Origin of the sequence: Halioxenophilus aromaticivorans (assembly GCF_042850945.1) — a bacterium.
Classification (GTDB): domain Bacteria; phylum Pseudomonadota; class Gammaproteobacteria; order Pseudomonadales; family Cellvibrionaceae; genus Halioxenophilus; species Halioxenophilus aromaticivorans.
In genome coordinates this window covers 932,147-958,257 of sequence record NZ_AP031496.1, presented here as the reverse complement: position 1 = coordinate 958,257, position 26,111 = coordinate 932,147, and the positions used below count along the sequence as shown (strand labels likewise).

The following is a 26,111-nucleotide window of genomic DNA, read 5'->3' as shown; positions in this document are numbered from 1 at the left end:
TATATTTTATATTGGCACACAATGCTGCGGCACAGCCTCACAATAATGTAACGTAGGACACCGTTTATCCCTATTAATAAAAAACTATCGCAGTGGGAACTAATACGCAGAATGGTGTGCTAGAACAGCTCGATGTCGCCGTCGCTGGAGTCAGCCTCGCCGGAATGGTCCATCTCCTGGTAATTGACCACTTGGTTTCGGCCAGCCGTTTTGGCCGCGTACACGGCCTTATCAGCTTCTTCTAACAATTGCTCGTTGGCTTTGGCGTGGTCGATAAACGTGTAGCCAATACTGACCGTAACATTAGCCGCTGGGAAGCGATAATTTTCAACCGCTTTGCGATACCGCTCAAAGGCTGTGGCAGCACCGGCAGCGTCTACCTGATTGAGGATAATGATAAATTCTTCCCCGCCAAAGCGGAACAGAAAATCGGAAAAGCGCATTTCCTCATTTAACACGTTGGCGAAGTGGATCAGAACTTCATCGCCAAAAATGTGACCGTAGGTATCATTAATTTGCTTGAATTTATCGATGTCTAACACAGCCAACCAAGAACTGTTACATACTTCGTTATTCAAACTTTTCGCCAAGTAATAGGCTTTTACTTGGGATAGGGTCTGCTCCAGGCTCTGCCGGTTGAGTAAATGAGTGAGGGAATCCCGCTCTTTGGTATCCAGGAGTGAAGTTTGCCGAGCGTAGACGGAATACAAACCTTCGATGATGGAAAAGTAATGACTTTCCAACGCGCCTTCAATCAACACCACGCGCTTTGGCGTTACATCATCTACCCGAAGTACCGTCAGATCCCGGCCCTGGTAGTGGCGTTTTAACACGCGCTCGTCGTTATCAAACAACAGTGCCACAATGGCGTTGGTATTCTCGTCTTCGTAATTGTCGTCTAAGGTCAGCGGGAAGCGGCGGAACAGCCACTGGGGCTGGCCTCCATTAGCGCAGGCTTTATTAAATACCTCGTAACAATGCACCGCCTGAACCCCAGGAAACGCTTCGACCATATTGAGGAAGGCACAGGTCATGGCGTGGTGGTTGAGTGCACCAGCCAGCTGTGCCGCCATTTGGAAGCCGAGGTTGACGCCATCGATATAACTGCCGTCAGCGTTTAAACACGGCAAATTCTCAACTATGTAGGGATGGTTGACGTTTTCTGATGCGGTCACTGCGTTTGTTGCACCTGAGTAAAGAGTAAAGTCAGCGCATTGTTCAAGGCGCCACGGTAAAGCATCAACCGCAGTTATAGAGATTGGAAAGCTCAAAGGCACCCTGATAGGGCTTATCTTCAGTAAAGACCAGTATCAGCAAACCGGCAAGTATGATGAGAATTTAGACGACAAGGGGGCCGGTTTTGGCCCCGAGGGATAGCTAGTCTCAGCAAAGGGCAGTTGAGCTGGGCTTTGGAAGTTGAGCGTAGAAGGTTGTACTTTGGATGTTGTGCTTTGGATGTTGTGCTTTGGATAACCAAGTTCAGAAACCGCTGCATAGCACCATCAGCCTAAGGGCTTGTATAGGCTCGCCGGATGAGCGCCTTTGGGCAAGGCCGAGATATTCACTTATTTACAGTAAATACAAGGACTTACACAAGTAAACGATTGTTTCGTTGACGGCTAGGCCAGCATTTGGTCAATAAAGTCGCTGTAGGCCCCGCGAAACTGCTCCACCAGCGCAAGCTCCGGCGCCAAGCCATCAAACCCATGGGGTGCTCCAGCGACCTGGTAAAACTCCACGGGCACGCCGGCGGCTTGCAACTGTTGGTAGTAACGCTGGTTTTCTGGGTAGAACAGATCCACGCTGCCACAGCCTATCCAGGCGGGTGGCAGGCCGTGCAAATCAGCTCGGCGGCCAGGAGCGGCGTAATCCGGCAGTTGCGCAGCGCCAGGCGGCTGCCCCAAGTACATTTGCCAGGCAGCGCGATTGTTAACGTTAGACCAGAGGCGATGGTTGGCGGCATCGAGGTTAGTATTGGCGGCCGTGCGGTCGTCCAACATGGGGTATATCAACACTTGCGCCAGGGGCTGCTGGCCGCCATCGTCGGCTATTTTTTGCACCACCGCCGCTGCCAAACCGGCACCGGCACTCTGGCCTGCTAACACCATGCAATCGGCACTTACACCCAGCGAGGTGGCATTACCCACCAGCCAATGCCACACCGACATCACATCTTGCAGTGCGGCGGGGAATGGGTGCTTGGGCGCCAACCGATAATCCACCGACACCACCGCCACACCACAGCCAGTGACCAAGCGCTGGCAGTCGTCATCGTTGATACTGGCATCGCCAAGTATGTAGCCACCACCGTGCAGCCACAGCACAAGGCCACGCGGCTGGGCCTGCTCTGGCTGGTAGAGTTTTACACCTACGCCACCCAGGGTGGTTTCTTGGCTGCGCACACCGGCCACCGGGCGAGGCTTAGTAAGACGTTTTCTTACCGCCTGGGCTAGGGGCATTAGGTTTCGGAACCACCAAGCGTGGAAGGGAACACGGGGGACTTTTTGGTAAACCGGCTGTAAATCCGGGTGCAGCTGATCGAGATCCATGGGCACTTGTTAGAATTATTACGAGACGCACCATAGTGCAATATTTTTTGGCAATAAAAAATCCGTACAGGCACTTTACGGGCCTGCCAGGGAACCAATAAAACCAGGGAATTAATAAAAGTTCAGTTCGGTGTAGGCACGCTCGCAGCGTGTTTCATCACAAACTTCAATAATTACGTAGCCGGGCATGGGCAGCTCTTCTAGGTAGGGCGTTATGTCGTTCACGCTGATCAGCTTGTTGTCTTCATCACAATCGAGGCTGTTGTCCATTAAAAACAAACAGGTAAAGATAACTCGGTCGTATTGTTCGCAATGGTCTTCATCGTAGCCGCACTGCTCTTTAATAAAACGATAATCGTCATCGGATTTACGTGTATCTTTGCTGAGGAAAAAGCGCACGTCAAAATCGTAAAGTGATTCAGCTTCCCAAACGAAGTGCACTTCTTCGCCGGGGTAAATGTCGGTTTTGTCGCTGCTAAAATGAACCAGGTCAATTTCTAAATCCAATTCCTCTTGGAGTTTATCGGCGCCACAAGCGGTGAATAACACAACGCTCATAGCCAGTACACAAACACGTACTACCGATATTATTTTGCCAAGGTTTCGTAGGTTGGTTGGTTTCATATCTTAGCTCGCCGATGTGGCACTCCATGGCCCGTGTAAACTATTCAGCACTGTATTTAATACCAATAGTTGATCAAAATAGTTAAGCACTCTAATCAAACTAAACACTGCAACCACGCTTTTTTATAACGTGGAAAAACCACGTTACCACAATCGATACGATAAAAATGCGAACAAACCGCTATGGCTCTAACGCTTTGCGTTAATTAACAGGTTACGCGGGGTAATTTCACGCTCACAAAAACGCGATAGCGCTACATGGTACCCCCCCTGGCGTAAACACAACGCTAAATCGTGCAACAGCCACAACTCCAACAGGCGACGGAACCCCTGGCTTACCAACTGTAAGCGTCGTACTTGCCGCCATCGCAGCTCACCCTGTTGTTGATAATGATGCCATTGACTATCGCTCGGCAGTTGTATGTTTCGGGCGCGAGCCAAGTGCTGACAAACTGCTTTAAACCCCCACCCCAAGGCCGACTTTGGCAAGCTAGGCGTGGCAAGATATTCATCCCGCCCGGTGCAGTCACGCTGCAGTTGGTCAAAGCCAAGCCGCCATGCATTAAGCTGGAATAACTGCTGCTGTTGCTTGGCGGACGCCGTTACCACCTCTTGTACAGCGAGGTTTAGATCGTCTCGGGTGAGCCCTAGGTCGTGCTGCTGAGCCAACGCAGACAAAGGTGCAAAGGTTTTATGCTTCAGCCACAACGGATAACAACAGGGCACTAAACTCAACGCGGGCAGATTTTCCGCCGCAGCCCACTGGACCAAGCGCCGATGCAAATCACCGCAGGCGTGCAGCGCCACGGCGTGGCTGCCGTGCGGCAGAGCAGCCGCCACCCGCGCCAACGCTTGGTCGTCCAACACATCGGTTTGATGCAGCACCATTACCGGCGCCTTGCCACCGCGGGCTGTCTCCCCTACGGCGCACAGCTGGGGGTTTATTTCTAGACCCGAGGCGGTGAGTTCATGGGCATGGGCCAAGGTGCGCCCCAAATGGCCCTTGCCGCAGCACCAGTCGATTAAGTGCGGTTGCATGGGCGTAAAGCACTGGGCAAATTTTTCTATTTGCGTTTTTTTGCGCCCAGGAATGCCCACATGCCAATGGCTGGGCAATGCAACCGGGCGCTGACTGGCCCAATCGGGTTCTACGCGAGACAGCAACGCATCCACACCGGGTAAGTGCGGCGCTAACCATTGTTGCAAGGCTTCTGGGTTGGCTTCCAGCAACGGCAACTGGGAGTCGGTTAGGTTTAAGCACTGTTGCGCCAACGACGGATTTGATTGCATCCAGCGAGGCTGCTGTACCTGATACGGCGACTCGCGCCAATAGTGCTCAAATTGTGCCAACGTACGGGAGATGGATAAAAAGTTTTGGTCGAGCTCGGTCAAGCGATAAGCCTTTTATTACTGCGAAGGAACGCGGCTGAGTTGTAGCTGTTCCAGGGCGGCCAATTTTGCTTGGTAGCGCTGTACTTGCTTTTGTTGGTAGCTGTTGGCCATTGCTTTGCGCAGCATTTTTTCTGTTTTGGGGTAGTTTTCCAGCGCCAACCACACTCGGGCCAACCCCATGTAGCCACGTTGAACATAAGGCGCTAACGCCACTGCTTTTTGATAATAGGATTTCGCCTCGTCATATTGTTGTTGCCGATAGGCCTCGTCTCCCAACTTTACCCACACATAGGGGTTTGGATCGTAAATTTTGGCAATTTTTTTATCCAGCTCGGCGACTTCAGCATCACGCTTTTGCAAGGCTAAAAGCGCGCGATAATTTTTCAATATGGTTAGCTGGTCTGTGGGCAAGGTTAACGCATAACGGTAAATCGTCTCTGCCACATCGGCGGCGCCGGCGCGACGATAAATCACCGCCATAGTGTTAATATTGGCAGCGTAATGCGGCGCAAGCTCCAATGCTTTGCGGCTGTACCAATAGGCAGCTTTAAAATCGCCTCGGGTTAAGTGTTCTGCGGCAATGTTGTTATAAAACATGGCGATAAATTCAACGCCCGAGACGTTACTTAAAAAACGCACATCTTTTGAGGGAAAGTAATCCACCACCGTTCCCATGGAGCGGCCGTATATGGTTTGCTCTGTCTCTTTTACCGGCCGCAATATTTTACTGCGCACGTGCACACCACGCTCTACGATGGAGTTTTGCTGTTCAAACACAGGGGTTGCATCCACTAGCTCGTAGCGAATTTCCGCATCGGTTAATTGTGTAAGGGCCGCCGTCACTATTGCCAAAGATAAACAATTGCCCTGCAACTGAGCCAAGGTCTCACGCGCAGTAAAGGTACCGGAGTGGTAATTAAATCGGTGTAAATTGGCCTGCAGATATTGGTAAATAATATCGTCGGTAAACGCGTCTCGGATTTTCTCTCGTCGATAAAAATCTAAAAAATGCTGTTGCTGGCTAGGCGTCAGCGACAGAATTTGCGACGCTTGCGGCACAGGGATGGCAGGGCCAAACAGCTCTGCCCGCTGGCTGTAAAGATGGGCCAGAGAAGGCTGCACAGAAATTTCCCTGGGTTGTGTAGCGCAACCCGAGATCAAACTCATGACAAACAATACAACGAGCAAAATAGGCAAAAGAGACCGGTGCATGTTACCTCCGCCTGCGCATTTATTATTGGATGAAAGATAATAACCGATGCGACGGGCAAACTGAATCAGCGGTTTTATGAGTAACTAGTCGATTAGTAGCTACTCGCTATGCTCTTGCAAAAATGCCTGAACCCGGGCCGCCAAAAGTGCGCCTAAATCATCCAATTGCGGCTCAACACGAGCCAGGGGAGCGCCCAGGACAATAGCGTTGCGCCGGGCGCCAAAGGCAAACGGCACCGCCACCCCGGCTAATCCCGGCACAAAGCTGCCGTTATTGGTAAACCATCCCTTTTGCTGGCCGGCCAGAACAGCCAACTCTACCTTCTCGGCACTGTCGAATTCACTATCGGCGAAGGGTTTAAAGTCCACACGCTTTAGCGTTGAGCTGCGTTCCGCCGGTGAATACAGCGATAAAATCGCTCGCCCGGCCGAAGTAGCCTGGAGTGGTACTCGGTCACCCGCACTGGCGCTGTAGCGAATCACATTAGCCGATTGCACCACATCCACAAACACCACTTGCGTGCCCTCGGGTGCGGCCAACAACACCGTCTCCCCAGTCTCTTCCGCCAGGGATTGCACCAACCGGTGCACCGACGGCGGTAGCGGTTGTGATTCGCACACCTCTCGCGCCAAGTCCAGCCATGCAGTGGTGGGGTAATAGCCCCCCCGCGGCACAGGCTGGTATAGGTAACCAAGGTCCACCAGGGTGGACACCAAGTTAAACACGCTGGAGCGAGGCCAACCCAGCTGCGCCACGATTTGCTTAACGGATAAAGGCTCTTTAACCCGGGCAAACAAGTCCATGAGGCTAAAAAGATTACAGATCTGTTTGACGAGCACGCAAAACCCCCGATTGAAACTGGCACAAGTACAGTGATATAATTTTTATAGTCCAACATTTTGGACTTTATGTCAATCCAAACGAGACTTTGAGTCAACTCCATCGAGACTGTAAGTCACTCAACAGACACTCACCAAATAATAACGCGCGGCCCAAACTAAAGCCCGCAAGGAGACCACCATGGCACTGGGCAACATCTTAGACCCAACCGCAGTTCGCACCGACAACATCACCTCACCCGGCCCCGATGCCGGCCCATTTGCAGGTAAAACCGTGGGCTTTCGCCTAGATGAAATTTGGCGCGCCTGGGATTGGGTGGCAGAAATTTGGGCCGACGAATTTCGCAAAGCCGGCGCGCAGGTGAAATTTTGGCGCTCCCACCAAGGCCGCACCGGTGCCGAGGGCGAGCGAGTGGCCGCCGCCTTGGAAGAGTTTTTAGGGTCCATAGACGTGGCTGTTGTTGGCCTGGGCAACTGTGGCTCGTGCACCGGTTGGACCATTCGCGATGCACTGGCCGCCGCCGATAAAGATCTACCCACCGTGGCCGTGTGTACCGAAGTATTCGACGAACTTGGCCATCAGCTGGCCGCTCGCGGTGGCCGCTCCGGCCTGCGCATTCATATTTTGCCCTACCCGTTAAATGAAAAAACCCGCGCCGAGGTGGAGCCCGTGGCCTACCAACACTTGGATGGCATGCTCACCACCATGGGCGCCAGCATTAACGCACCCGTTAAAACACTGCAGGAGGCCGCCCAATGAGCACCACTCGCAGTATTGCCGCTAACAGCGGACTGGCCAAGGAAGACAAAGTCATCAACCTACGCGACTGCGGCGACGCCGGTTGCGAACTGGATTGGTTATCCAGCCAGAATGTCGAAACCGAAATAGACGATGTCATGGCCTTCACCCAATTTGCCATGGACCAAGGTTGGGGCGATGGCCTGCCATTAATTCCCCCCACAGAAACCCGCGTACGCACATTCTTGGCCGCCAATAACCGCTATGCCGACGAAGTTATTTGCCAGCTGCCACCCACCGATGCCGACTGCACCGTAGAAAAAATTGCCATTAACGCGGTAATGGCCGGCGCTCCCGGCGAGTCGCTGCCGTTGATCATCGCCGCCCTGGAAGGCATGGCCGACTCTAGCTTTGAATTATTCGGTTTAAACGCCACCACCGCACCAGTAGTGCCACTGACCTTGGTAAACGGTGATATTCGCAACCGATTAAATATCCCCTACCAACACGGCTGCCTCGGTGGTGCCCCCAGCTCGGCCACCGCCATTGGCCGTGCCATGCGCTTAATGATGCGCAATATTGCCGGGCAGGAAGTCGGCGTTACCTGCCGAACCACCTTTGGCTCACCTGGCCGTGTACCAGGAATAGTATTTGGCGAATGGGAAGAACGCTCGCCCTGGGCACCGTTTGCCGAGCGGCGCGGCGTAAAAGGCGACGCGGTATCGGTGTATGGCACCATGGGCACGCAAAATATTTTAGATACTACGTCGCAAAAAGCGGTGGAGTTTTTAGAGATGATTGGCAAGTCTCTCGCCTACCCTGGTGCCAACGGTTTTTCACCGGCCATGCCCTACGCGGAAATGCTGGTGGCCATCAACCCGGTTTGGGCTGACATTATCGGCAAAGAGATTCCTTCGCTGGAGGACGTGCAACAGTTAATTTGGCAATACGCCAGCCTAAGTGCCGACCACCTCACCACTAACCACCGCCAACAACTGGAAGCCCAAGGCCGCGTCATTAATGGCCGCGTTTATATGTGCGTTGAACCCAAAGATGTGCTGGTGGTGTGCTGCGGCGGTACCGGCGGCTTGCACGCAACGGGCTTTCACAGTTTTGGTTCGTGCATTACTCAAACCCGTAAGGTTGTGCCCGGCCCTGAATAACAGCCCCAGAAACACCCCAAGCGCGGGATCAAGCGCTTGGGGGAAAGCCTAACTCTTTCGCCCCTCCCCCAAAAAACAAAAACAAAAAATATGGAGTTTTCTATGCCGGAAAAAATCTACCAGCGCCTGCTAGCGTTATTAGAGGCAGAAAATATTACAACCCTATTCGGCATCCCCGACCCCAGTTTTTTTCATTTATTTAATACAGCCAGCGACCGCGGTTGGCGGGTGATAGCACCCCACCACGAACAAGCCGGCGCCTTTATGGCCGAAGCCATGTGGCGTATGACCGGCACCCCGGGTGTTGTGGTTGGCAACCAGGGCCCCGGCGTGGCCAACCTATTACCCGCTGCAATTAATGCTGCCAAAGAAAACGCGCCTATTATTTTTATTGGGGGTCAGCGCGCACAAATCGCCGCCCGCCGGGTAAAACGCGGTCGTATTCAATACACCCCGCAATACCGCTACTTTGAAGAAGCCATGAAGTACACGGCGGTGATTGAATACCCAGAACAAACCGACGAAATTATTCACGAGGCATTTCGCCAGGCGTTGTCGGGCAAACCCGGGCCGGTGTATATCGACATTCCCATGAACACCATGCAGGCCGACTGTGATTTACCCCCGCCGCAAGCGCCTGAGGATTATCGGCTTTTGCACCAACCCGCTGCCGCCAGCGCCATCGACCAAGCCGTTAGCTTAATTAACCGCGCCCTGCGGCCTATTTTATTGGTGGGCCAAGGTGCCTTTACCGCCCGCGCCCACCAAAGCTTAGCGGCGCTTGCCGAAACCCTACAGTGCCCGGTGATTCACACCTACCCCATCAGTTCGTTTTTACCCGGCTGCGAAGAGCGAACCTTTCCCTGTGGCTTTTCACCGGCGGGGAGCCAGGCGGTATCGGACTCGGATTTGGTGATTGCCATCGGCACCGAGATTGGTGAGCCGGTGCAACACGGCGTGGGTGGCCACTGGCAAAAAAACGACGCCCAGCGCAAATGGATTTATATCGAGCGAGATGCCAACGCCTTTGGCGTGAACCGAAAAATACACGTTCCTTTACTGGGCGATCTGCGCGATGTGGTGCCACAACTCACCGCGCAAATAAGCGCTAAACCTCGTACCAGTTACGTAGAAGAATTAATTGCGATTCACCGCCAGCATAAAAAAGACTACCTACAAAAAGCCCCCAAAGATCTCACCCCCATGCACCCTGGGCGCTTGATGATCGCCGCCACCCAAGCCATGCCCAAGGATGCCGTGTTGGTTCGCGACGGCGGCGCCACCAGCATCTACACCTGGACCTACGCCCAGGTCGAACCCCGGGATTCCATTTGGAACCAAAACTTCGGTCACCTGGGTACCGGCCTGCCCTACGCACTGGGCGCACAGCTCACCATTAACGATGACCGGCGAGTGGTTTTAATCAGCGGTGATTCGGCTTTTTTGTTTCACACCTCCGAATTGGAAACCGCCGTACGCAAAAACCTACCAGTGATTTGCATCGTCGCCTGCGATTACGCCTGGGGCGTAGAGGTACGCGGCTATCGCGGCATGCTAGGCGAAGGCACTGCTGAAACCGAGGCCCACTGGGGCCAGCAATTACGGCTGGATAAAATCGCCGAGGGCTACGGCGCTCACGGAGAATTCGTCACCTGCGAACAAGACATTGCTCCAGCCATGCAGCGCGCTCTTACCAGCGGCAAACCGGCGGTAATTCAAATACCGGTAGATGGCACCGCCAACGCCCGGGATGTTCCCGGGCACGAAGAATACTCCACTTGGTATAACGACTTTTGGTATTGAGGATAAAACATGAGACTGGAAAATAAAGTAGCCGTAGTCACCGGCGGTGGCCGGGGCATTGGCAAAGGTATTTCGCTTAAATTGGCCCAGGAAGGCGCCAGCGTCATTATTGCCAGCACCACCCTGGCACCGGCACAAGCAGTCGCCGAAGAAATTATTCAATCAGAAGGCAAGGCTTGCGCCATACAAACCGATGTTAGCGATTTTGATTCGGTGAAAAACATGGTGGCCAAAACCGAAGCGGATTTTGGCACCATTGATATTTTGGTCAATAACGCCGGCGGCAGCGCACGAGAAAAAATGACCCTGTTTGCAGACTCCGAAGAATCCACCTGGGATTTTATTTTAAACACCAATTTAAAAGGTGTGTTTTACACCTGCAGAGCGGTGATTAACGGCATGTTGGACAAAGGCCAGGGGACGATTGTGAATATTGGCTCGGTGGCGGGCATGATTGGCTTGGCCAGCCAAGTGGATTATTCCGCCGCTAAAGGCGGCGTGATTGCCTTTACCCAGGCACTGGCCAAAGAAGTAGCACCAGAGGGTGTGCGCGTTAACTGTGTTTCCCCGGGGCCGATCACCAGCGATGCTGGCCGTAATATCCCGCCAGAAATGAAAGCTAAGTTGGCCAAAAGCAGCCTTGGCCAATGTACCGGTTTTGGCCACTTTGGCGACCCAAGCGATATTGCCAACTTGGTTGCCTTTTTGGCCAGCGAAGAAAGCAAATACATTACCGGGCAAAACTACGCCGTGTGCGGTGTAATGAATTTGGGGTTAACCGATAGGCTTGGTGGCTAGCCATCAAGCCTGCTAACGACTGTTTATCTACTCCATTCACGCACAGCCTTTAATTGCGCAGTTTATTCTGGCGCCGACTGCGCGTGTTTGGCACGGCGGGTAAACCACACCAAGCCGACAATGGCCAAACTCACCCACGCGGTGATGGCGAAGAAATCCACCACCGATTTCAGGTAGGCCTGGCTCATTAATTGTTGCACTAGCAAGCCCATACTTTGTTGCGCACTAAGCCCAGCATCTTGCAAAGACCCCAGCGTGTTTTGCAACGTTTGCGGGTCGATCACCTCCACCATCTGCGTTTGATGCCTAGTGGCATCTCGCTCCCAATAGGTGGTCACCAATGAGGTAGCCAAGGCGCCGAAGGTAATGCGCAAAAAGTTCATTAGGCCGCTGGCGGACGGAATTTTTTCTTCCGGCACGCCGTGCAAGGCAATGGTCATTAGCGAGGTAAAAAACGAGGCCATGGCAATACCGTTAACCATTAACGGCAATATGTAGGAAAACAAACTGCCGTCATCGGTGTAGTTGGAGCGCATGAAACCGGACACCGCAAACACCAAAAAGGCCAGGGTTGCTAACCAACGGGCATCGACCCTATCCAATAATTTACCCACAATAGGCGCCACCACCAAAGCAACCAAACCGCTGGGCGCAGCCACCACTCCGGCCCAGGTAGCGTTGTAACCCAGGTAGGTTTGCATCCATAAAGGCTGCACCACCACGGAGCCAAAAAACAAACCGTAACCCACACATAACACAATGGTGCCGATGGTAAAGTTGCGCAGCTTAAACAGCGATAAATCGATGATGGGATGCTTTTCACCCATTTCCCACACCACAAACACAATGCTGCCAACCAGGGCCACAATGCCTAACGTGACCACGGCGGGTGACTGAAACCAATCGTGCTCTTTACCTACGTCCAGCATCACCTGCAAACAACCCACCCAAATAATCAGCAGGCCCAGGCCAATGCCATCGATGGGTAATTTTTGCGTGGGTGCCGGCAGGTGTCGCAAGCCGCGCCAGCAAATAATGGCGCAGAAGATACCCACAGGAACATTAATTAAAAAGATCCATGGCCAGGAATAATTATCGGAAATGTAGCCGCCCATAATCGGGCCACACACCGGAGCTACTAATGTCATCATGGACCAGATGCCCAAGGCAGTGCCTTTTTTATTGGCTGGGAATAACGACATTAACAGCGCTTGGGAGCCGGGGATCATTGGGCCAGACACCGCGCCTTGCAACACCCGGAAAAAAATCAGCGACGGCAAGCTCCAGGCCAAACCGCACAGCAGTGAAGCCAGGGTAAATAGCACCACTGAACTGACAAACACTTTCACCACACCATAGCGGCGCATTAACCAGCCGGTGAGAGGCACTGAAATTCCATTAGCCACGGCAAACGAGGTAATGACCCACGTACCCTGGCTGTGAGACACCCCCAAATTACCGGCAATAGTAGGAATGGAAACATTGGCAATGGTGGTATCGAGCACCTGCATAAAGGTGCCCAAAGCCAGCGCCACAATCACCAAGGTGCGGCCGGTTACCTCGGGCGGCGCATTGAGCGTGGCGCTGTGGCTCATAGTGCAGCCTCAAGCGCGACATCTGCCACCGGCTCGCCTTTGGTAGCGCTGCCACCGGAGTGCTCGGCAATAATTTCGTCAACCAGATCGTTCATGGCTTGGCGATCCCAGTCGCGCTCTAAATGCATGGTGGAGCCAACCTTTGTGCCTTCGTTTATGGATTGCAACGGCGCGCCGACATCGATACTGGCGGTCATGGATAGACCCACTCGCAGCGGGTGTTCGGCCAGCTCACTGTTATCCAGCGCAATACGCACCGGTAAGCGCTGCACGATTTTAATCCAATTACCGGAGGCATTTTGTGCTGGCAATAAGGCGAAGGCGCTGCCCGTACCGGCACTTAGGCCCACCACTCGGCCATGAAACTCTGCGCTATCGCCGTACAAATCCGATTCCAGAGTTACCGGCTGGCCGACTTTAACTTGGGATAATTGCACCTCTTTAAAATTGGCATCGACCCACACTTGGCCCAAGGGCACCACCGACAACAGCGGTTTGCCCTGGGCGATGCGAGTGCCGATTTCCACCGAACGCTGAGCCACCACACCATCCACCGGGGCGTAAATTTTAGTGCGCTGCAATGCTAGGGATGCCTCACGTAATTTAGCGGCGGCGGCCAGCACATCGGGATGGGTTTCGATGGTGGTGCCAACAATTTGCGCGTTAACCTGCTCCAGCTCATCCCGGGCGGTGGCTAACATGGCCTGCTGACGAGTGACATCGCTGCGCGCGTGCTGTAATTCCTCGGACGAAACGCCGCCCATTTCTGCGACTTTTAAACGCCGATTTAAATCTTCTTTGGCGCTGTCCAGTGCGGTTTGCTGGCTCTCGATTTGCGATTGCAAACCACTGGCTTTAGCAAATTCACTGCGCACGGCGCGCACCGTTCGGGCCAACTCGGCGCGGGCAGAGTCTACGGCGATTTCGGCATCGGTTGGGTCCAGGCTAACCAGAAGTTGGCCCTGTTTAACTTGCTCGGTGTTATTCACCTCTACGCCAATAACCGTGCCGTTCACTTCACTGGTAATGGCCAAGGTGTTGCCTTGCACGTAGGCGTTATCGGTGGTGACAAAGTGGCGCCCATGCAAGTACCAATAACTCGCGTAGGCCGCGGCAATTACCGCCACGGCAAGGGCGATAAAAAGCAAACGCGTTTTGCGTTTGGCTTGGGGTTGATTACTGTCGATTGTTTCGCTGCTCATAACATTCACCTATTCGAGATTGAGCAATCCGTCGGAGCTATTAAGATCAGCACTGGCGGTTTGGAATAATGTTTTTGCTTGCTGGCTGGCAAGCCCATTGGCGGCGGTAGACTCGGCGGTTGGTCCGCCCACCGCGATTAATAAATCCACCTGGGCGGTGGCCAAGGCAACCTCACAGGCCAGCAGATTACTGCGCGTTTCTAGCACCCGCGCCTCGGCATCCAGCACAACAATTTGATTGGATAGCCCAGCCGCGTAGCGCGCCTTGGCCAATTGCCAGGCTTTTTCTGCCGCCTGCAAACTGGCGTTGGCTTGCTCTAATTGAGCACGCAGAGATTGCGTTAATGTGATTTGATCGGCGGCTTCCTGCACCGCTTGCACCACCGCTTGGTTGTAGCCGGCAACGGCGCCATCCAACTGCGCCGTGGCTCCGGCGTAACTCGCCTTCAACCGCTTACCGTCAAAAATGGGTAGATGCAGCACCGGGCTCACGCCGTAAATCTGGCTGCCGGATTGCAACAATTCATCCATACCAATGGCTTGGTAGCCGGCAAAGGCGGTTAACGAAATGCTGGGATAAAACGCCGCCTTGGCAGCCAAGCGGTTGGCATCGGCGGCGGTTACCAGGGCTAGGGAAGCGGCGATATCCGGCCGGCGGGCCAATAAATTTACCGGTAACTGCTGGGGTAAACTCAACTCGGTGGACAGTGCTAACGTAGGAATGGTCATGCTGCTGTAGGCCTCGGCACCGGCCCCGGTAAGCGCTGCCAAGCGATGCTTGGCGTTGTCATAACGGGCCTGGGCCGCCAAGCGTTGTTGACGAGCCATGGGCAAAACACTTTCGGCATTGCGCAATTCCAACTCGGTATCCAGGCCGGCATCCAAACGCGCCTGGGTGAGCTGCAATAAGCTTTGCCGCTGTTGTTCTGTGCGCTGGGCAATCTGCATCAGCTGGTGGGCTTGGTAGAGCTCAAAATAGCTTTCCACCACGGCCGCGGTTAACTTTTGCTCCAGGGCCTGCCACTCCCAACGCGCCGCATCGGCTTGCTGGCCAGCCTGGGACAACAATTGCGCTTGCCGCCCCCAGAAATCCAAATCCCAGGAGAAATTAAACTGCAACTGGCCAAAATTGCGCATGGAACCGGCATAGGGGGACGGGTAAATATAGTGCTCGGAAAGGCGCTGGCGAGCCACGCTGGCATCGAAACCCAAGCTGGGCTGACGGCTGCCACCGGCGGCTAGCAATTGCGCTTGGGCCGCCCGCACCTGGGCCCTGGCCGAGGCCAGATCCGGGCTTTTTTGCAACGCCGCTTGCACCAATTGGTTTAACTGCTCATCGCCATAGGCCTGCCACCATTGCTGCTGGCCGGTGAAGGTAAAGAGCTCGTGGGAAAGCCCCAATTGCGATGCTTCGGTAAGTTCGGCTTGGGGTTGTATTTCGGGGGCGGAGACGCAACCCGCCAGGGTACCGGCGAGCAGCACACTGGCGGCTAGGGTTTTCATTTTCATCGCAATGACTCCGGTACTTCGCGCCCGGTAACTTCACCGACGTGGCTAATTAAACGCTTGAGCATGGCCTTAAATTGGACAAACTCCTGCTCGTCAAAAATGCCGCAGAGCTTATTTAACTCGTCGAGAAATTGAGGCAGCAGCTCATCCACTTTGGCCTCTCCAGCCTGCGTTAAGCTTAATTCCACCACCCGGCGATCCTCTTCGCTGCGCTGCCGGTTGACGTAACCGGCTTTAACCAGCTGATCCAGCATACGGGTCATGGCGCCGCTGTCGTGCCGCAGCACCTGGCACAAGTTGCCCGGCGTTAACGATTGATGCTCGCGCAGTTTGCGCAGCGTAATCCATTGAATAAACGACAGGCCCGAGCCATCAAACGCTTGCTCGGCTCCGCCCAGCATCATGGTGTAAGCCACCTTGATGAGATAACCCAGGGAATCTTTGCTTTGGAAGGACTCTGGGTCGTAATGTTGAGTTGGCATATTCTGCTCCAGCTGTATCTGCCAAAACATTATCTGCCTAAGCAGGCATTGTCAAAGCAAAATTTTGCAACGCAGCAAGGGATATCCGCCCTGCGCCAGCTAAAGCATTGAAAAGAATGGAAAAAAAGGAATAAACGGCAGGCAAAAAAAAGCCCCAAAACTTCTGGGGCTGCACACTTTGGAACTACTTCAGGGGAACTTAGGCGGCGATTTCGATGGCGCCGTCTGTGATTCTGACCTCATATACGGGTACGTTTACGCCATCTTGCTCTAGGCACTGGCCGTCGGTTAGACGGTAGTGCTGCTTGTACAGCGGTGACGCCACGGTGATGTTGTCACCCAATTGCGCCATTAAACCCCGCGACAATACATTGGCTTTACCGATGGGGTCGTAATTACCGATGGCAAAAACAGCATCGCTTTTGGCCTCGCGAAAAATCGCCACCTGTTGGCCATTAACCAGAGCGCAAACGCCGGTGTTAGGGGCGATGTCGCTCAATTGGCACACTTTAATCCATGAACTCATGTTACTTCTCCTAATCAACTGGCCTTGGCGATGATGTCCGCACGCTCGTCTTCGGTGGCTGGGCGGATTTGGCCTCGCTCTTCTACAAACAGTACGTTTTCATCGGTTTCTTCGGCATTAATAAAGTGACGGAAACGCTTAAGCCGCTCTGGGTTATCAATGGTGGTGGCCCACTCACATTGATAATTGCCAATGTTAAGAGCCATTTCGGCTTCCAGCTCTTCGGCGATGCCAAGGCTGTCTTCGATGATCACTTTTTGCAGGTACTCTAGGCCGCCTTCTAAGTTGTCACGCCATACCGAGGTACGCTGTAAACGATCTGCGGTACGGATGTAGAACATCAGGAAGCGATCGACGTACTTAATGAGTGTTTCTTTATCTAGGTCGGAGGCGAATAGCTCAGCGTGGCGCGGCTTCATACCACCGTTACCGGCAACGTATAAGTTCCAGCCGTTTTCTGTGGCGATCACACCCACATCCTTACACTGAGCCTCGGCGCACTCACGGGTACATCCGGACACGGCAAACTTTAATTTGTGCGGCGAACGCAAGCCTTTGTAACGGTCTTCGATCTCAATGGCTAAGCCAACGGAATCGTCCACACCATAGCGGCACCAGGTGCTACCGACACAACTTTTCACGGTACGCACGGATTTTCCGTAGGCGTGGCCAGTCTCAAAACCGGCTTCCACCAAGCGGCGCCAGATGTCTGGCAATTGATGCAATTGAGCGCCGAATAAATCGATACGCTGGCCACCGGTAACCTTGGTATACAAACCATAGTCTTTCGCAACTTGCGCCAATACCAGTAATTTATCGGGGGTAATTTCACCACCGGCAATGCGCGGAACCACCGAGTAGGTGCCGTCTTTTTGCATGTTGCCCAGGAAGATATCGTTGGTGTCTTGCAGGCCAATCAACTCGTCGCTGAGTACATAGTCGTTCCAGCAGCTGGCTAAAATCGAACCGATGGCAGGCTTACAAATTTCACAGCCATCGCCCTTGCCGTGCTTTTCTAACATCTCGTGGAAGCTTTTGATTTTTCCAACACGCACCAAGTGATACAGCTCCTGGCGAGTGTGCGGGAAGTGCTCACAGATATCGGTGCTCACTTCTACACCCAACTCTGCCAATTCGTGGTTCACCACACTGGTCAATAGCGCCACACAGCCACCACAACCGGTGCCAGCTTTGGTTGCGCCTTTAACGTCACCTACGGAACAGCAACCGCCCTGCACCGCCGCGCTGATATCACCTTTGCTGACATCATGGCAGGAACAGATTTGCGCGGTGGCCGGCAACGCGCCGGCACCCAATCCGGGCTTCTCGCCGCTTAGGCTTGGCAGAATTAAAGCCTCTGGGTTCTCTGGCAGCTCTATGGCATTGAGCATGTATTGCAGCAGCGAGCCATACTCTTCGGCATCACCCACCAAAACCGCACCCAACAACAGTTTGTTGTCTTCGCTTACCACCAGCTTTTTGTACACTTCGTTCGGCTGATTGTAGTAGGTGTAAACCCGCGCACCCTGCGTTGCACCGTGGGCATCACCGATGGAGGCAACGTCCACACCCATCAGTTTTAGTTTGGTGCTCATGTCGGCACCGGCAAATTCTTCTTCCAACTTAACCAGGTGGGCCACGGCGGTTTTGGCCATGGTATAGCCCGGGGCCACCAAACCGAAAATGCGGTTGTTCCACAGGGCACACTCACCGATGGCGTAGACGTCTGGATCGGAGGTTTGGCATTTATTGTTGATGACAATGCCGCCGCGCTCACCGACCTCCAAACCGCACTGACGGGCCAGGGCATCCTGTGGACGAATACCGGCGGAGAAAATAATCATGTCGGTTTCTAGGCTGGTATCGTCGGCGAATTCCATACGGTGGGTACAGGTGTCGCCGGCAACAATACGCTGGGTAGCCTTTTGCAAATGCACACCCACGCCCAGGTTGGCGATTTTGTCGCGCAGTAGGGTACCGCCGCCATCATCCACCTGCACGGCCATCAAGCGCGGCGCGAACTCTACAACGTGAGCTTCTAAACCCAGGTCTTTAACCGCTTTTGCAGCCTCTAAACCCAGCAAACCACCGCCCACAACGGTACCAACCTTGGCGCCGGATTGAGCTGCAGCTGTGATTTTTTCTAAATCTTCAATGGTGCGGTAAACAAAACAGTTTTCGCGTTCATTACCTTCGATGGGCGGCACAAATGGGTAGGACCCAGTAGCCAAAACCAGTTTGTCGTAGCTCAGCGTTTTGCCGGTGGCAGAGGTCACAGTTTTCGCGTTGAGATCGATGCTCTCTACGCGGTCGTTGAGGTGTACCTCCACCCCCATTTCCAGGTAGTTCTCCAACGTGGTCATGGCCAAGTCTTCGGCGTTGTTGGATTTGAAATACTCTGAAAGATGCACTCGGTCGTAGGCAACACGAGCCTCTTCAGAAAAAGTAACTACGTGGAAGTGCTCTCGCTCTTCGCTGGCCATCAAACTGTCGATAAATTGATGACCCACCATGCCGTTACCGACGACGACAACGTTGGTCTTTTCAGGCTGACTCATATTCTATTCCCCATTGTTATCAGGCAAAAATGCTGGGCAAAACGTTAAAAGTAGAAATAGCGTGCAAAAAAAAACGCCCATCACCGTATGAGTATGCGTCAGCAGGTGATGGACGCCTTTGTCCAAGAAAACTTTAATTTTTAATATAGCGACTACAGCTAATGGTTAACTCTAAAGCAGAGATCGCACCAACTTTCAAAAAGCCTGTATTTTCATAGCTTTAACGCATTTGTGGGCCAAAATGCAGCTTAAAAATCTGACTTTTATGCACCGACTTAAAGCACAAAAGCCTCAATGCAGTGCATTAACGCGTGCGACCCACGGATCTGGCGGTATCAATCAAAAGCTGGGCTACTTCCGCCAGACGCGTATTCGATTCCATGGCACGCTGTTGAATACGCCGGTAGGCCTGCTCCTCACTAAGCTTTAAGCTCTTCATCAGCAAGCCCTTGGCCTGCTCAATCAGCTTACGCTCCGCCAGTGCCCGCTTGGCCTCGTCCAATTCGGCTTTAACCTGGGAAAGATGTTCGTCTTGTTCGCGGATTAAATCGTAAATTGAGCGAAGGCTAGCGGCGGCCCCACTATCGCCGGCCAGTCGGCCGTCCTTTGGGCTCACCGAATCTCTGTTGTTGTGCAACAGCATTAGGCTGTGGAGCTGGTTCTTTTTCAATGGCTGCGCGGCGCTTGTTAGCGCTTCAACGGCCTGCACCTGTTGTTGATAGTCACTCTGGGCCGTCATCAGCCGCTGTTGGCTTAAGCGCACCACATCGTTGATGATTTGGACTTCAATTCCGTGCATGGCATCAATACGTGCGGTCGCCACTGAGTACCATATTTCACTCAGCTCCGATGCTACCTGATCGCCATCGCCCAATGCGGCTATCACGCCACGCAATCGTATTAGCTCGGGCGCAAAATCACTGTGCGCTAATTGCTGCCATTGCGCCACGGCCTCGGGTTCGGCGAATTGCTCAAACAACCCGCAACTTTGCTCCTGGGCGCTTTGCATGTGCTCCAATCGCAAACGCAGTGGTTCATCAAAATGGCCCCGGGCAAACCCTATTGCCCCCCAGGCACGCTCCTGGCCAGCGTATTCCTTGCCGTGCATAAAGTTGATCATGGCGACCAAAGCGCGGCTCACGGCGGGGTCTCCGGAGCTGTCTGCGGCCTCATTGACGACCTCCAGCAGGCCTGCAATTAAGCTCGAAAAAGCCTGGGTCATCAGCGTGGCATCAATACCGCCTTGTTCAATCAACTGGCGCAGATAGGCCAACTCTGTGAGCCCTTGCAAGATGTAGGCGATGGCATTCAATAGACGCGCGGATAGCGGTTGCGCTAATACTGGTGAAGCTTCATCGGTAAACAACGCTCGCAGGCGCTGTTCAGTAGTCATACTGAGAGCCAACTGCTCGGCTCGCTTTTGTTGCATTAAGCGTTCGCCACCGGACGCCAAATAAACGTTAGTGAGGCCGCGCTCGCGCTGTAAATCGTGAATCATGTCGCCAATGGCTTGGATGACATGGCAGGTGTCCGTCAGCTGGGCCAGTGAGCGGGTTTCCGCCTCCCGCGCCGCCAATAAAAACTTCACTACCGATTGGCTGTGCTCTGGTGCCGCTTTCGCCATGCACTGGTTCTCCGATAAATCTAAGAAAGCCCCCATTGGCCTTCGGGTAATGTAAAGAATTCACCCGTTATTGGCCAGCGTTGACGACAGCGCCTTGTAACCAAAGCACTACCCTATGCCGGCTGCCATAGCTCTATGGGGTTGCCCTCTGGGTCTTGTAGGCGGGCGAAACGGCCATTGGGATAGGTTTCTGCGTCTACCACCACTTCGATTTCCGCCGCCGTTAACTGCGCCACCATGGCGTCTAGGCTCCTTACGCGAAAATTAATCATCCACTGCTGGGAGGATTTACCAAAATAGTCTGTATCCTGGGCAAAGGGCGCAAACACCGTATCGCCAGCTTGTTGCTGCCAAGCCGGGGAATCGTAATCCGTGGGCACCGGGTTAATTCCCAGATGCTGCTGGTACCATTGGGCCAGCTGCTGAGGATTTTGCGCGCGAAAGAAAACACCACCGATACCGGTTACCTTTTCCATACTCTGACCCTGTGTGAGGAGAAAACCCCAGTGTACCACCGGCCACCGTGGTTGCCACGGTGCAGGATAACCATGACTTTTCATCCAGCAACATGCACTTAAACTGCCAACAAGTCAGTTTAAAAAAAAGGGCGCACGAAGCGCCCTGTAAGCATGGATAGTACAAACGAAATTAAAACAATGAGAACGGACCGTAACATATTTGGGCGCGACATATGTAGGCAAGCCGCAGTAACCACGCCGACAATTAATCGGCGTTGTTTTAAATTAAATAGTTCGATGTACGCTTTTTCTTAGCGGTTAAGTACATCATCTTTAACGCTCGCGGCAATCTCCACCACAGAGCCGATGTCTTCTTGGGGAACATTGAGTTCTTGCAGAGTACCTACCAACGCCTCAGCAACAGCGCCAAAATGCTCTTCGGTTAAATTCATTCCTTTGTGGGCCTCGCGCATATCTTTACCGGTGTAGTGGTTAGGACCACCAAAGGCCATGGTTAAAAACGCCTTTTGTTTTTTGTGCTGATTTTCCATATCGACGGTATCAAAAAAATGGGCGATACGATCATCAACCAACACTTTGCGATAAAAAATATCCACGGCCAAATCAATGGCGGGGGCTCCACCCAGCTTATCGAAAACTGTTTTTTCGAGTTCTGTCTCTGGATTTTTTTTGAATAAACCGAACATCACAAAACTCCGTTTTTTGGGCCCATGGTGACATATCATTGCCAGGGCGGCATGTAGGCTGGTTTAGCGTATCTCACCGCATTTGCGCCTTTAGGCTTTGGCGACGTTAAAAAACCTGCCCGGTGGCAATCGTTAGCCCCCCAGAGAGCTTCACACCCATAAGCCAATTAGTTACAAACACGTTTCTTTGGCTCTAGCTGCAGCAACCAACGTGCCATACATTCATTTAATATGAATCTTTATGGATGTGGAGCGTTCGAGGCGGTTGCTACACAGTTTCTCGCGCTTTCTGCGGGGTGCTTAGGGCGTGTTTGCGATCTGTGCCAAGAGTAAAGATGAGATTGTTACGCATATAGCAGTTGATGCGACTAACCGCGCTCGCCCCACAAGAGCGCACCAATAATGATCACTAAAAACTGAGACAAGCTTTTATGGTGCCGTTTCCGCTAGGGCTTTAGTTTTCTCTGGAGCTGGCTTTCAATACCAATAATTGGAGTTATGTCGTGGTGAGCGCCGCCAATTCACTAGCCGAGCACTAGCCGGGTCGGTCCCGGCCTACTGGCAATGCGGGCGCGTTGTGGCGAAGGGAAGGAGGTAATCGTGCTGACGCGCTGTAGTGCGGACCTATCGCCGCCAGATTTCATCCAGTGGCTTGCGGTCGCTGGGCGTTTCGCGGGCCTGGAGGCCAGCGGGTAATTGTTCCGGCGCCCTCAGCTTTGCCAAAGTAAAACCCATTACCGCTGAGTACTGTGCTGGGTCTAAGCCAAGGGTATCGATTACTTGGTCGCGCTTAATGCCGGCCATTGCGTGGGTGTAGAGGCCTTCCAAGCGAGCTTGTAGGCTCATGGACATCCAAGCTGCGCCACAATCCAACTGATAAGTGCCGTTATCGTTACCGTTTTTACTCAGGTGTTTTTTGCCAATCAAAAAACCAATGATGGCGGCATCTTTAGCCCAGGATTGGTTGCCCTCTACCAACATACCTAAGTAGGACGCGAAGGTATCTGAAGTGCTGGTGTAAAAAGTCCAGGGCTGTTCGTTGTAGGCCGACGGAGCCCAACGGGCGGCTTCAAAGATGCGTTGCAATGCGGCGTCATCAATGGGCTCATTGGATAACGCCCGAGGTGACCAACGATCCACAAATAATGGGTCTACCCCAGCAAGTGCTTCTCGGCCTGTGGCAAATTCAGACATAATTTTTTTCCATAAAATACCTTTGCTGATACAACAGCGCGCCAGCACGCGGATTTAACCTATCACCCAATCATCGTATAAAGGCGGCTAGTTAACGAGGCTTTCGCTCACGCCTTCGCGGTTACCTGCACTGTTATCGGCATCACTTTATCGTCTACACGGCGAGCCACCAAGCGAAAACCGCGCAGCATTAGCAACAAAAAATTTGATCTACAGAGACATGGTCTCTAGCGTAAATCCGCATGGGGAAATTGTTTGAATTTACCGTTAGCCTGCATGACTACATTACCATCATAACTAATATCACAAGCCACAAAGGCCACGTTGCCCTGCTGGCCATAGAGTTTGGCGGTGGTTTCTATCCAGCCGCCTTGGGGAACGGGCGCCAAAAACTCTAGGTTGAGGCTGATGGTAAAGCAACCCAGGGTGAAATTACTGGCAATGACCAGTGAACGGCCTGCCACCATATCTGCCAGGGTTGCTAGAACGCCGCGTTCGGCAAAGCCTTCTGCGTCACTATGCTGCGGCAAAATAAACATGCCGAATCTGGGGGTTGAGTCACCCTCCTTGATATAGATCGGCCCGGTTAGATGGTTAAATGGCAGGTGTGTGCAATCCAACAGACCAAACCCAAGGGGCGGTTGCGCAGCCACGGAGCTAGCTGGCCTCGGATGGGGTAAAGAATTTAAACGAGCCGCTGGATACAACGATTAGCTTATCGTCGACCTTGATCTCGCACAGCGCAAATGCAACACCCCCACTCCCTTTCTTAATAGTAATGTGCGCTTCTATCCAGTCGCCCTCTACCGCTTGGCCGATGTAGTCGGTATTTAAACTGATGGTAAAAGCCCGCTGGCCATTATTGCGTGCCTGCACTAAAGCCCTGACGCTGGCAACGTCAGCCAAGGTTGCCAGCAAGCCGCCGTGAACTGAACCTAAAGCGTTGCAGTGTTTGTGTTCTATGCGCATGGCCAGGTGCAGCACCGGCGCACCCACCTTATGGTACACGGGGCCGATCAATTGCAAAAATGGAATGCCGAAGTCGATGGACTGGTAACCCTCTGGAACGGGGTGGGACATGCCTTTACCTCATTAAGCCGATATAAACAGAGACGTCTAATTATGCCGCCATCGGCCTGCGCTTGGCCAGACCGACGCCACTACACCGGGGACAGCATTATACGGGGAAAGACATGAGACCTAGGCGCAGAGGGTTTCATTCCCTGCGCATCGCTTTGGAAAAGAGAGTGCAAAAATTATGCTGATGACCGGTTAATGTTTGCTGGCCAGATAGCCCACGCGGAAGCCACCCCAATGGCGGCCGTTAACGTAGATGGGCACAGAAAGATCGTGCAGCACTTCCCCGGTATCGCGCTTGTAGGTTTGCAGCAAAAACGACTGCGTGTGCGAACCACAACGCGAACCGGTGCGGTCGTTGAAGATACGCTTGGTGCGGCTGTTCACCAAGTCCGCTTGGTAGTCACCGGTCAGAGGTTTGGAATAGCGCTTATTGTGGGTGGGGAAATAGCCATTTTGATCCACCGCACCGGCAAAAATAATCTCTTGGTACTTCGCCACCTCAGGTTCTTGAATCGCCGGGAAATGCCGATCACTGAAGCTGTCATAGCGAGTGTTGTATTTGGGCGGATCGGTACCAGCAACTTCTTTGTAGTTGCGGTCGAACACGTCTTCTTGTGACAGTTTACCCTGGGCAATGGCGTCTTCGAACACCTCCCCTATGGCCTGGGCAGCCTCTGCGGCGGCTAGGCGTACCTGGTCGTGGAAGGAATCCAAGTTGTGATCGCCCAATTTCACCAAAATTCGCTCGGCCAACACCGATAACGATTCTCCGTTCGCTGCAGCCACCTGGGCTTCTTTCTCGGAATGGCCCAGCAACTGACTGATTTCATCAATGCCACCGGACACGGCATGGCTGGCACTGACCTGATCTTGCAGCGCGCGGACGATATTTTTCACCAGCTGGTCGGAGTTACCCGCCTCGCCAGTGATGCCCTCCAGGGCAGTGCCGGTTTCCAACACAATCGCCTGCGCTTCCTGCATGTGGTTTTCCAAGTCCTGCATGATTTGTGATGCCGTGCCCGCCTGCTCGTGGTTGGCTTTCAGCATATTGGCGATTTCAGCGGTGGCCTGGGTGGTTTGGCTCGCTAGGCCGCGCACCTCATCCGCCACCACAGCAAAGCCGCGGCCGTAATCGCCAGCCCGGGCAGCTTCGATGGCGGCGTTCAACGCCAACATATTGGTTTGCTCGGCGATACCATTAATGACTTCGGTAATCCCTTGGATGCTCTGCGACTGCTCACGTAATACAGATAATGCCTCGGACACGTTTTGCGCCGTCTCACCCAGGTTGTTGAACTTGGAGTTCAAATCGTTAAGTGCTTTTTGGCCTGCGCCACTACTGGCAGCGGTTTTGGTGGCGAACTCGCCAGCGGAGTGGGCATCACTGGCGATGGAGTCCACGGTGGACGACATGGATTCGGCCACCTGGGCAATGTGGGTTGAGCGCTCTGAAATGTGCTCAATAGAGGTACTGAGCGTGCTAATAAAATGCGAAATTTCCGCCGAGCCAATGGCCTGCTTATCCACATCCGAGGCTAAATCCATCAATAGCCTTTTGGTGCTCTCGCGGTAACGCAACACCGATTCTGGTAATTCTGATTCCATGTTCGGGTCACTGAAGCAAGCTTCTAATAAGCCGCGAGTTCGGCCAGAGAACCAGATTTTGGCACTTACAACCGCCGAACCAGCCAACACAATTATGGCCATTCCCCCGAGTAAAAAGGACGTTGCTCCTCCGAACCCGGCTTTCGCCACCACCATGCCGACAGCCACGCTTAAAGCGACGCCGAAAGCCAGCACCAGAGATTCTTTTATATTCAGAAACATTAACGCCTCGGGGATATTATTTACTGTTGGTTATATAAAAATTAAAAAAACTTGCAGTCCAATATTTATAGCTCCTGATACGTCAAATTTCCTCTCATCCTTTATGAGGAAATTTACGCCATGCAAGGTTTACTTTGCGCAGCAACATCCCTAAAAGAGATACTGAAAGCGCTGCAACACTGCATTTAGACCAATCGAAATTAAAAACCTAGTTTTTATTTAATTTCAT

Annotated in this window: 23 protein-coding genes; 4 read left to right on the top strand and 19 right to left on the bottom strand. The window is 53.1% G+C overall.

The genetic code is table 11. The features are described from left to right. Nucleotides 1-119: 119 nt before the first annotated feature. From ACGHM3_RS04210 to ACGHM3_RS04185, 6 genes are all read right to left on the bottom strand, one after another. A complete protein-coding gene (locus tag ACGHM3_RS04210; RefSeq protein ID WP_345427593.1) occupies nt 120-1,175 on the bottom strand; it encodes a GGDEF domain-containing protein in 1,056 nt (351 codons plus the stop codon). 444 nt (nt 1,176-1,619) lie between these two features. Continuing rightward, a complete protein-coding gene (locus ACGHM3_RS04205) occupies nt 1,620-2,549 on the bottom strand; it encodes an alpha/beta hydrolase (RefSeq protein ID WP_345427595.1) in 930 nt (309 codons plus the stop codon). A 111-nt stretch (nt 2,550-2,660) separates the two neighbouring features. Continuing rightward, on the bottom strand, nt 2,661-3,173 hold the full coding sequence (locus ACGHM3_RS04200) for a hypothetical protein (protein WP_345427597.1): 513 nt from the start codon (nt 3,171-3,173) through the stop codon (nt 2,661-2,663). A 189-nt stretch (nt 3,174-3,362) separates the two neighbouring features. After that, on the bottom strand, nt 3,363-4,565 hold the full coding sequence (locus ACGHM3_RS04195) for a methyltransferase (RefSeq protein ID WP_345427599.1): 1,203 nt from the start codon (nt 4,563-4,565) through the stop codon (nt 3,363-3,365). Between the two features lie 15 nt (nt 4,566-4,580). Then, complete coding sequence (locus tag ACGHM3_RS04190; RefSeq protein WP_345427601.1) at nt 4,581-5,777, bottom strand: tetratricopeptide repeat protein; 1,197 nt, start codon at nt 5,775-5,777, stop codon at nt 4,581-4,583. 99 nt (nt 5,778-5,876) lie between these two features. Beyond that, on the bottom strand, nt 5,877-6,617 hold the full coding sequence (locus tag ACGHM3_RS04185; protein ID WP_345427603.1) for an IclR family transcriptional regulator: 741 nt from the start codon (nt 6,615-6,617) through the stop codon (nt 5,877-5,879). 181 nt (nt 6,618-6,798) lie between these two features. Between ACGHM3_RS04185 and ACGHM3_RS04180 the strand changes: the two genes are divergently transcribed. The 4 genes from ACGHM3_RS04180 to ACGHM3_RS04165 all read left to right on the top strand — a co-directional run bounded on the left by ACGHM3_RS04180 (nt 6,799) and on the right by ACGHM3_RS04165 (nt 11,120). After that, nucleotides 6,799-7,377, top strand: a complete 579-nt coding sequence (locus tag ACGHM3_RS04180; RefSeq protein WP_345427605.1) for a hypothetical protein — start codon at nt 6,799-6,801, stop codon at nt 7,375-7,377. Next, a complete protein-coding gene (locus ACGHM3_RS04175; protein WP_345427607.1) occupies nt 7,374-8,519 on the top strand; it encodes a hypothetical protein in 1,146 nt (381 codons plus the stop codon). The genes ACGHM3_RS04180 and ACGHM3_RS04175 overlap by 4 nt, the downstream gene beginning before the upstream one ends. 102 nt (nt 8,520-8,621) lie before the next feature. Continuing rightward, a complete protein-coding gene (locus tag ACGHM3_RS04170; RefSeq protein WP_345427609.1) occupies nt 8,622-10,322 on the top strand; it encodes a thiamine pyrophosphate-binding protein in 1,701 nt (566 codons plus the stop codon). Between the two features lie 9 nt (nt 10,323-10,331). Next, nucleotides 10,332-11,120: a 3-oxoacyl-ACP reductase family protein gene (locus ACGHM3_RS04165; protein ID WP_345427611.1), complete on the top strand. Its 789-nt coding sequence runs from the start codon at nt 10,332-10,334 to the stop codon at nt 11,118-11,120. A gap of 62 nt (nt 11,121-11,182) precedes the next feature. Here the strand turns inward: ACGHM3_RS04165 and ACGHM3_RS04160 are convergent, their stop codons facing one another. The 13 genes from ACGHM3_RS04160 to ACGHM3_RS04100 all read right to left on the bottom strand — a co-directional run bounded on the left by ACGHM3_RS04160 (nt 11,183) and on the right by ACGHM3_RS04100 (nt 25,882). Then, on the bottom strand, nt 11,183-12,715 hold the full coding sequence (locus tag ACGHM3_RS04160) for a DHA2 family efflux MFS transporter permease subunit (RefSeq protein ID WP_345427613.1): 1,533 nt from the start codon (nt 12,713-12,715) through the stop codon (nt 11,183-11,185). After that, nucleotides 12,712-13,917 carry an HlyD family efflux transporter periplasmic adaptor subunit gene (locus tag ACGHM3_RS04155; protein ID WP_345427615.1) on the bottom strand — a complete coding sequence of 402 codons (1,206 nt, stop codon included), beginning with the start codon at nt 13,915-13,917 and terminating at the stop codon, nt 12,712-12,714. The genes ACGHM3_RS04160 and ACGHM3_RS04155 overlap by 4 nt, the downstream gene beginning before the upstream one ends. Before the next feature lie 9 nt (nt 13,918-13,926). Next, complete coding sequence (locus ACGHM3_RS04150; protein ID WP_345427617.1) at nt 13,927-15,426, bottom strand: efflux transporter outer membrane subunit; 1,500 nt, start codon at nt 15,424-15,426, stop codon at nt 13,927-13,929. Next, on the bottom strand, nt 15,423-15,908 hold the full coding sequence (locus ACGHM3_RS04145; RefSeq protein WP_345427620.1) for a MarR family transcriptional regulator: 486 nt from the start codon (nt 15,906-15,908) through the stop codon (nt 15,423-15,425). Before ACGHM3_RS04145 ends, ACGHM3_RS04150 begins: the two co-directional genes overlap by 4 nt. A gap of 199 nt (nt 15,909-16,107) precedes the next feature. Continuing rightward, entirely contained in the window at nt 16,108-16,434 is a 327-nt protein-coding gene (nirD, locus tag ACGHM3_RS04140; RefSeq protein WP_345427622.1) for a nitrite reductase small subunit NirD, read from the bottom strand. A 14-nt stretch (nt 16,435-16,448) separates the two neighbouring features. After that, on the bottom strand, nt 16,449-18,992 hold the full coding sequence (nirB, locus tag ACGHM3_RS04135) for a nitrite reductase large subunit NirB (RefSeq protein ID WP_345427624.1): 2,544 nt from the start codon (nt 18,990-18,992) through the stop codon (nt 16,449-16,451). Nucleotides 18,993-19,296: 304 nt separating this feature from the next. Continuing rightward, nucleotides 19,297-20,616: a nitrate- and nitrite sensing domain-containing protein gene (locus ACGHM3_RS04130; RefSeq protein ID WP_345427626.1), complete on the bottom strand. Its 1,320-nt coding sequence runs from the start codon at nt 20,614-20,616 to the stop codon at nt 19,297-19,299. Nucleotides 20,617-20,729: 113 nt separating this feature from the next. After that, a complete protein-coding gene (locus tag ACGHM3_RS04125; RefSeq protein WP_345427628.1) occupies nt 20,730-21,092 on the bottom strand; it encodes a VOC family protein in 363 nt (120 codons plus the stop codon). Between the two features lie 293 nt (nt 21,093-21,385). After that, nucleotides 21,386-21,781 carry a group 1 truncated hemoglobin gene (locus ACGHM3_RS04120; protein WP_345427630.1) on the bottom strand — a complete coding sequence of 132 codons (396 nt, stop codon included), beginning with the start codon at nt 21,779-21,781 and terminating at the stop codon, nt 21,386-21,388. Between the two features lie 624 nt (nt 21,782-22,405). Continuing rightward, on the bottom strand, nt 22,406-22,975 hold the full coding sequence (locus ACGHM3_RS04115; protein ID WP_345427632.1) for a nitroreductase family protein: 570 nt from the start codon (nt 22,973-22,975) through the stop codon (nt 22,406-22,408). Between the two features lie 227 nt (nt 22,976-23,202). Then, a complete protein-coding gene (locus tag ACGHM3_RS04110) occupies nt 23,203-23,628 on the bottom strand; it encodes a PaaI family thioesterase (RefSeq protein ID WP_345427634.1) in 426 nt (141 codons plus the stop codon). 4 nt (nt 23,629-23,632) lie between these two features. Next, nucleotides 23,633-24,055 (bottom strand): PaaI family thioesterase, encoded by a 423-nt coding sequence (locus tag ACGHM3_RS04105; RefSeq protein ID WP_345427636.1) that lies wholly within the window; start codon nt 24,053-24,055, stop codon nt 23,633-23,635. A gap of 192 nt (nt 24,056-24,247) precedes the next feature. Next, the gene (locus ACGHM3_RS04100) at nt 24,248-25,882 is read right to left on the bottom strand and encodes a methyl-accepting chemotaxis protein (protein WP_345427638.1); all 1,635 of its coding nucleotides are present in this window, start codon (nt 25,880-25,882) and stop codon (nt 24,248-24,250) included. Nucleotides 25,883-26,111 lie beyond the last annotated feature (229 nt).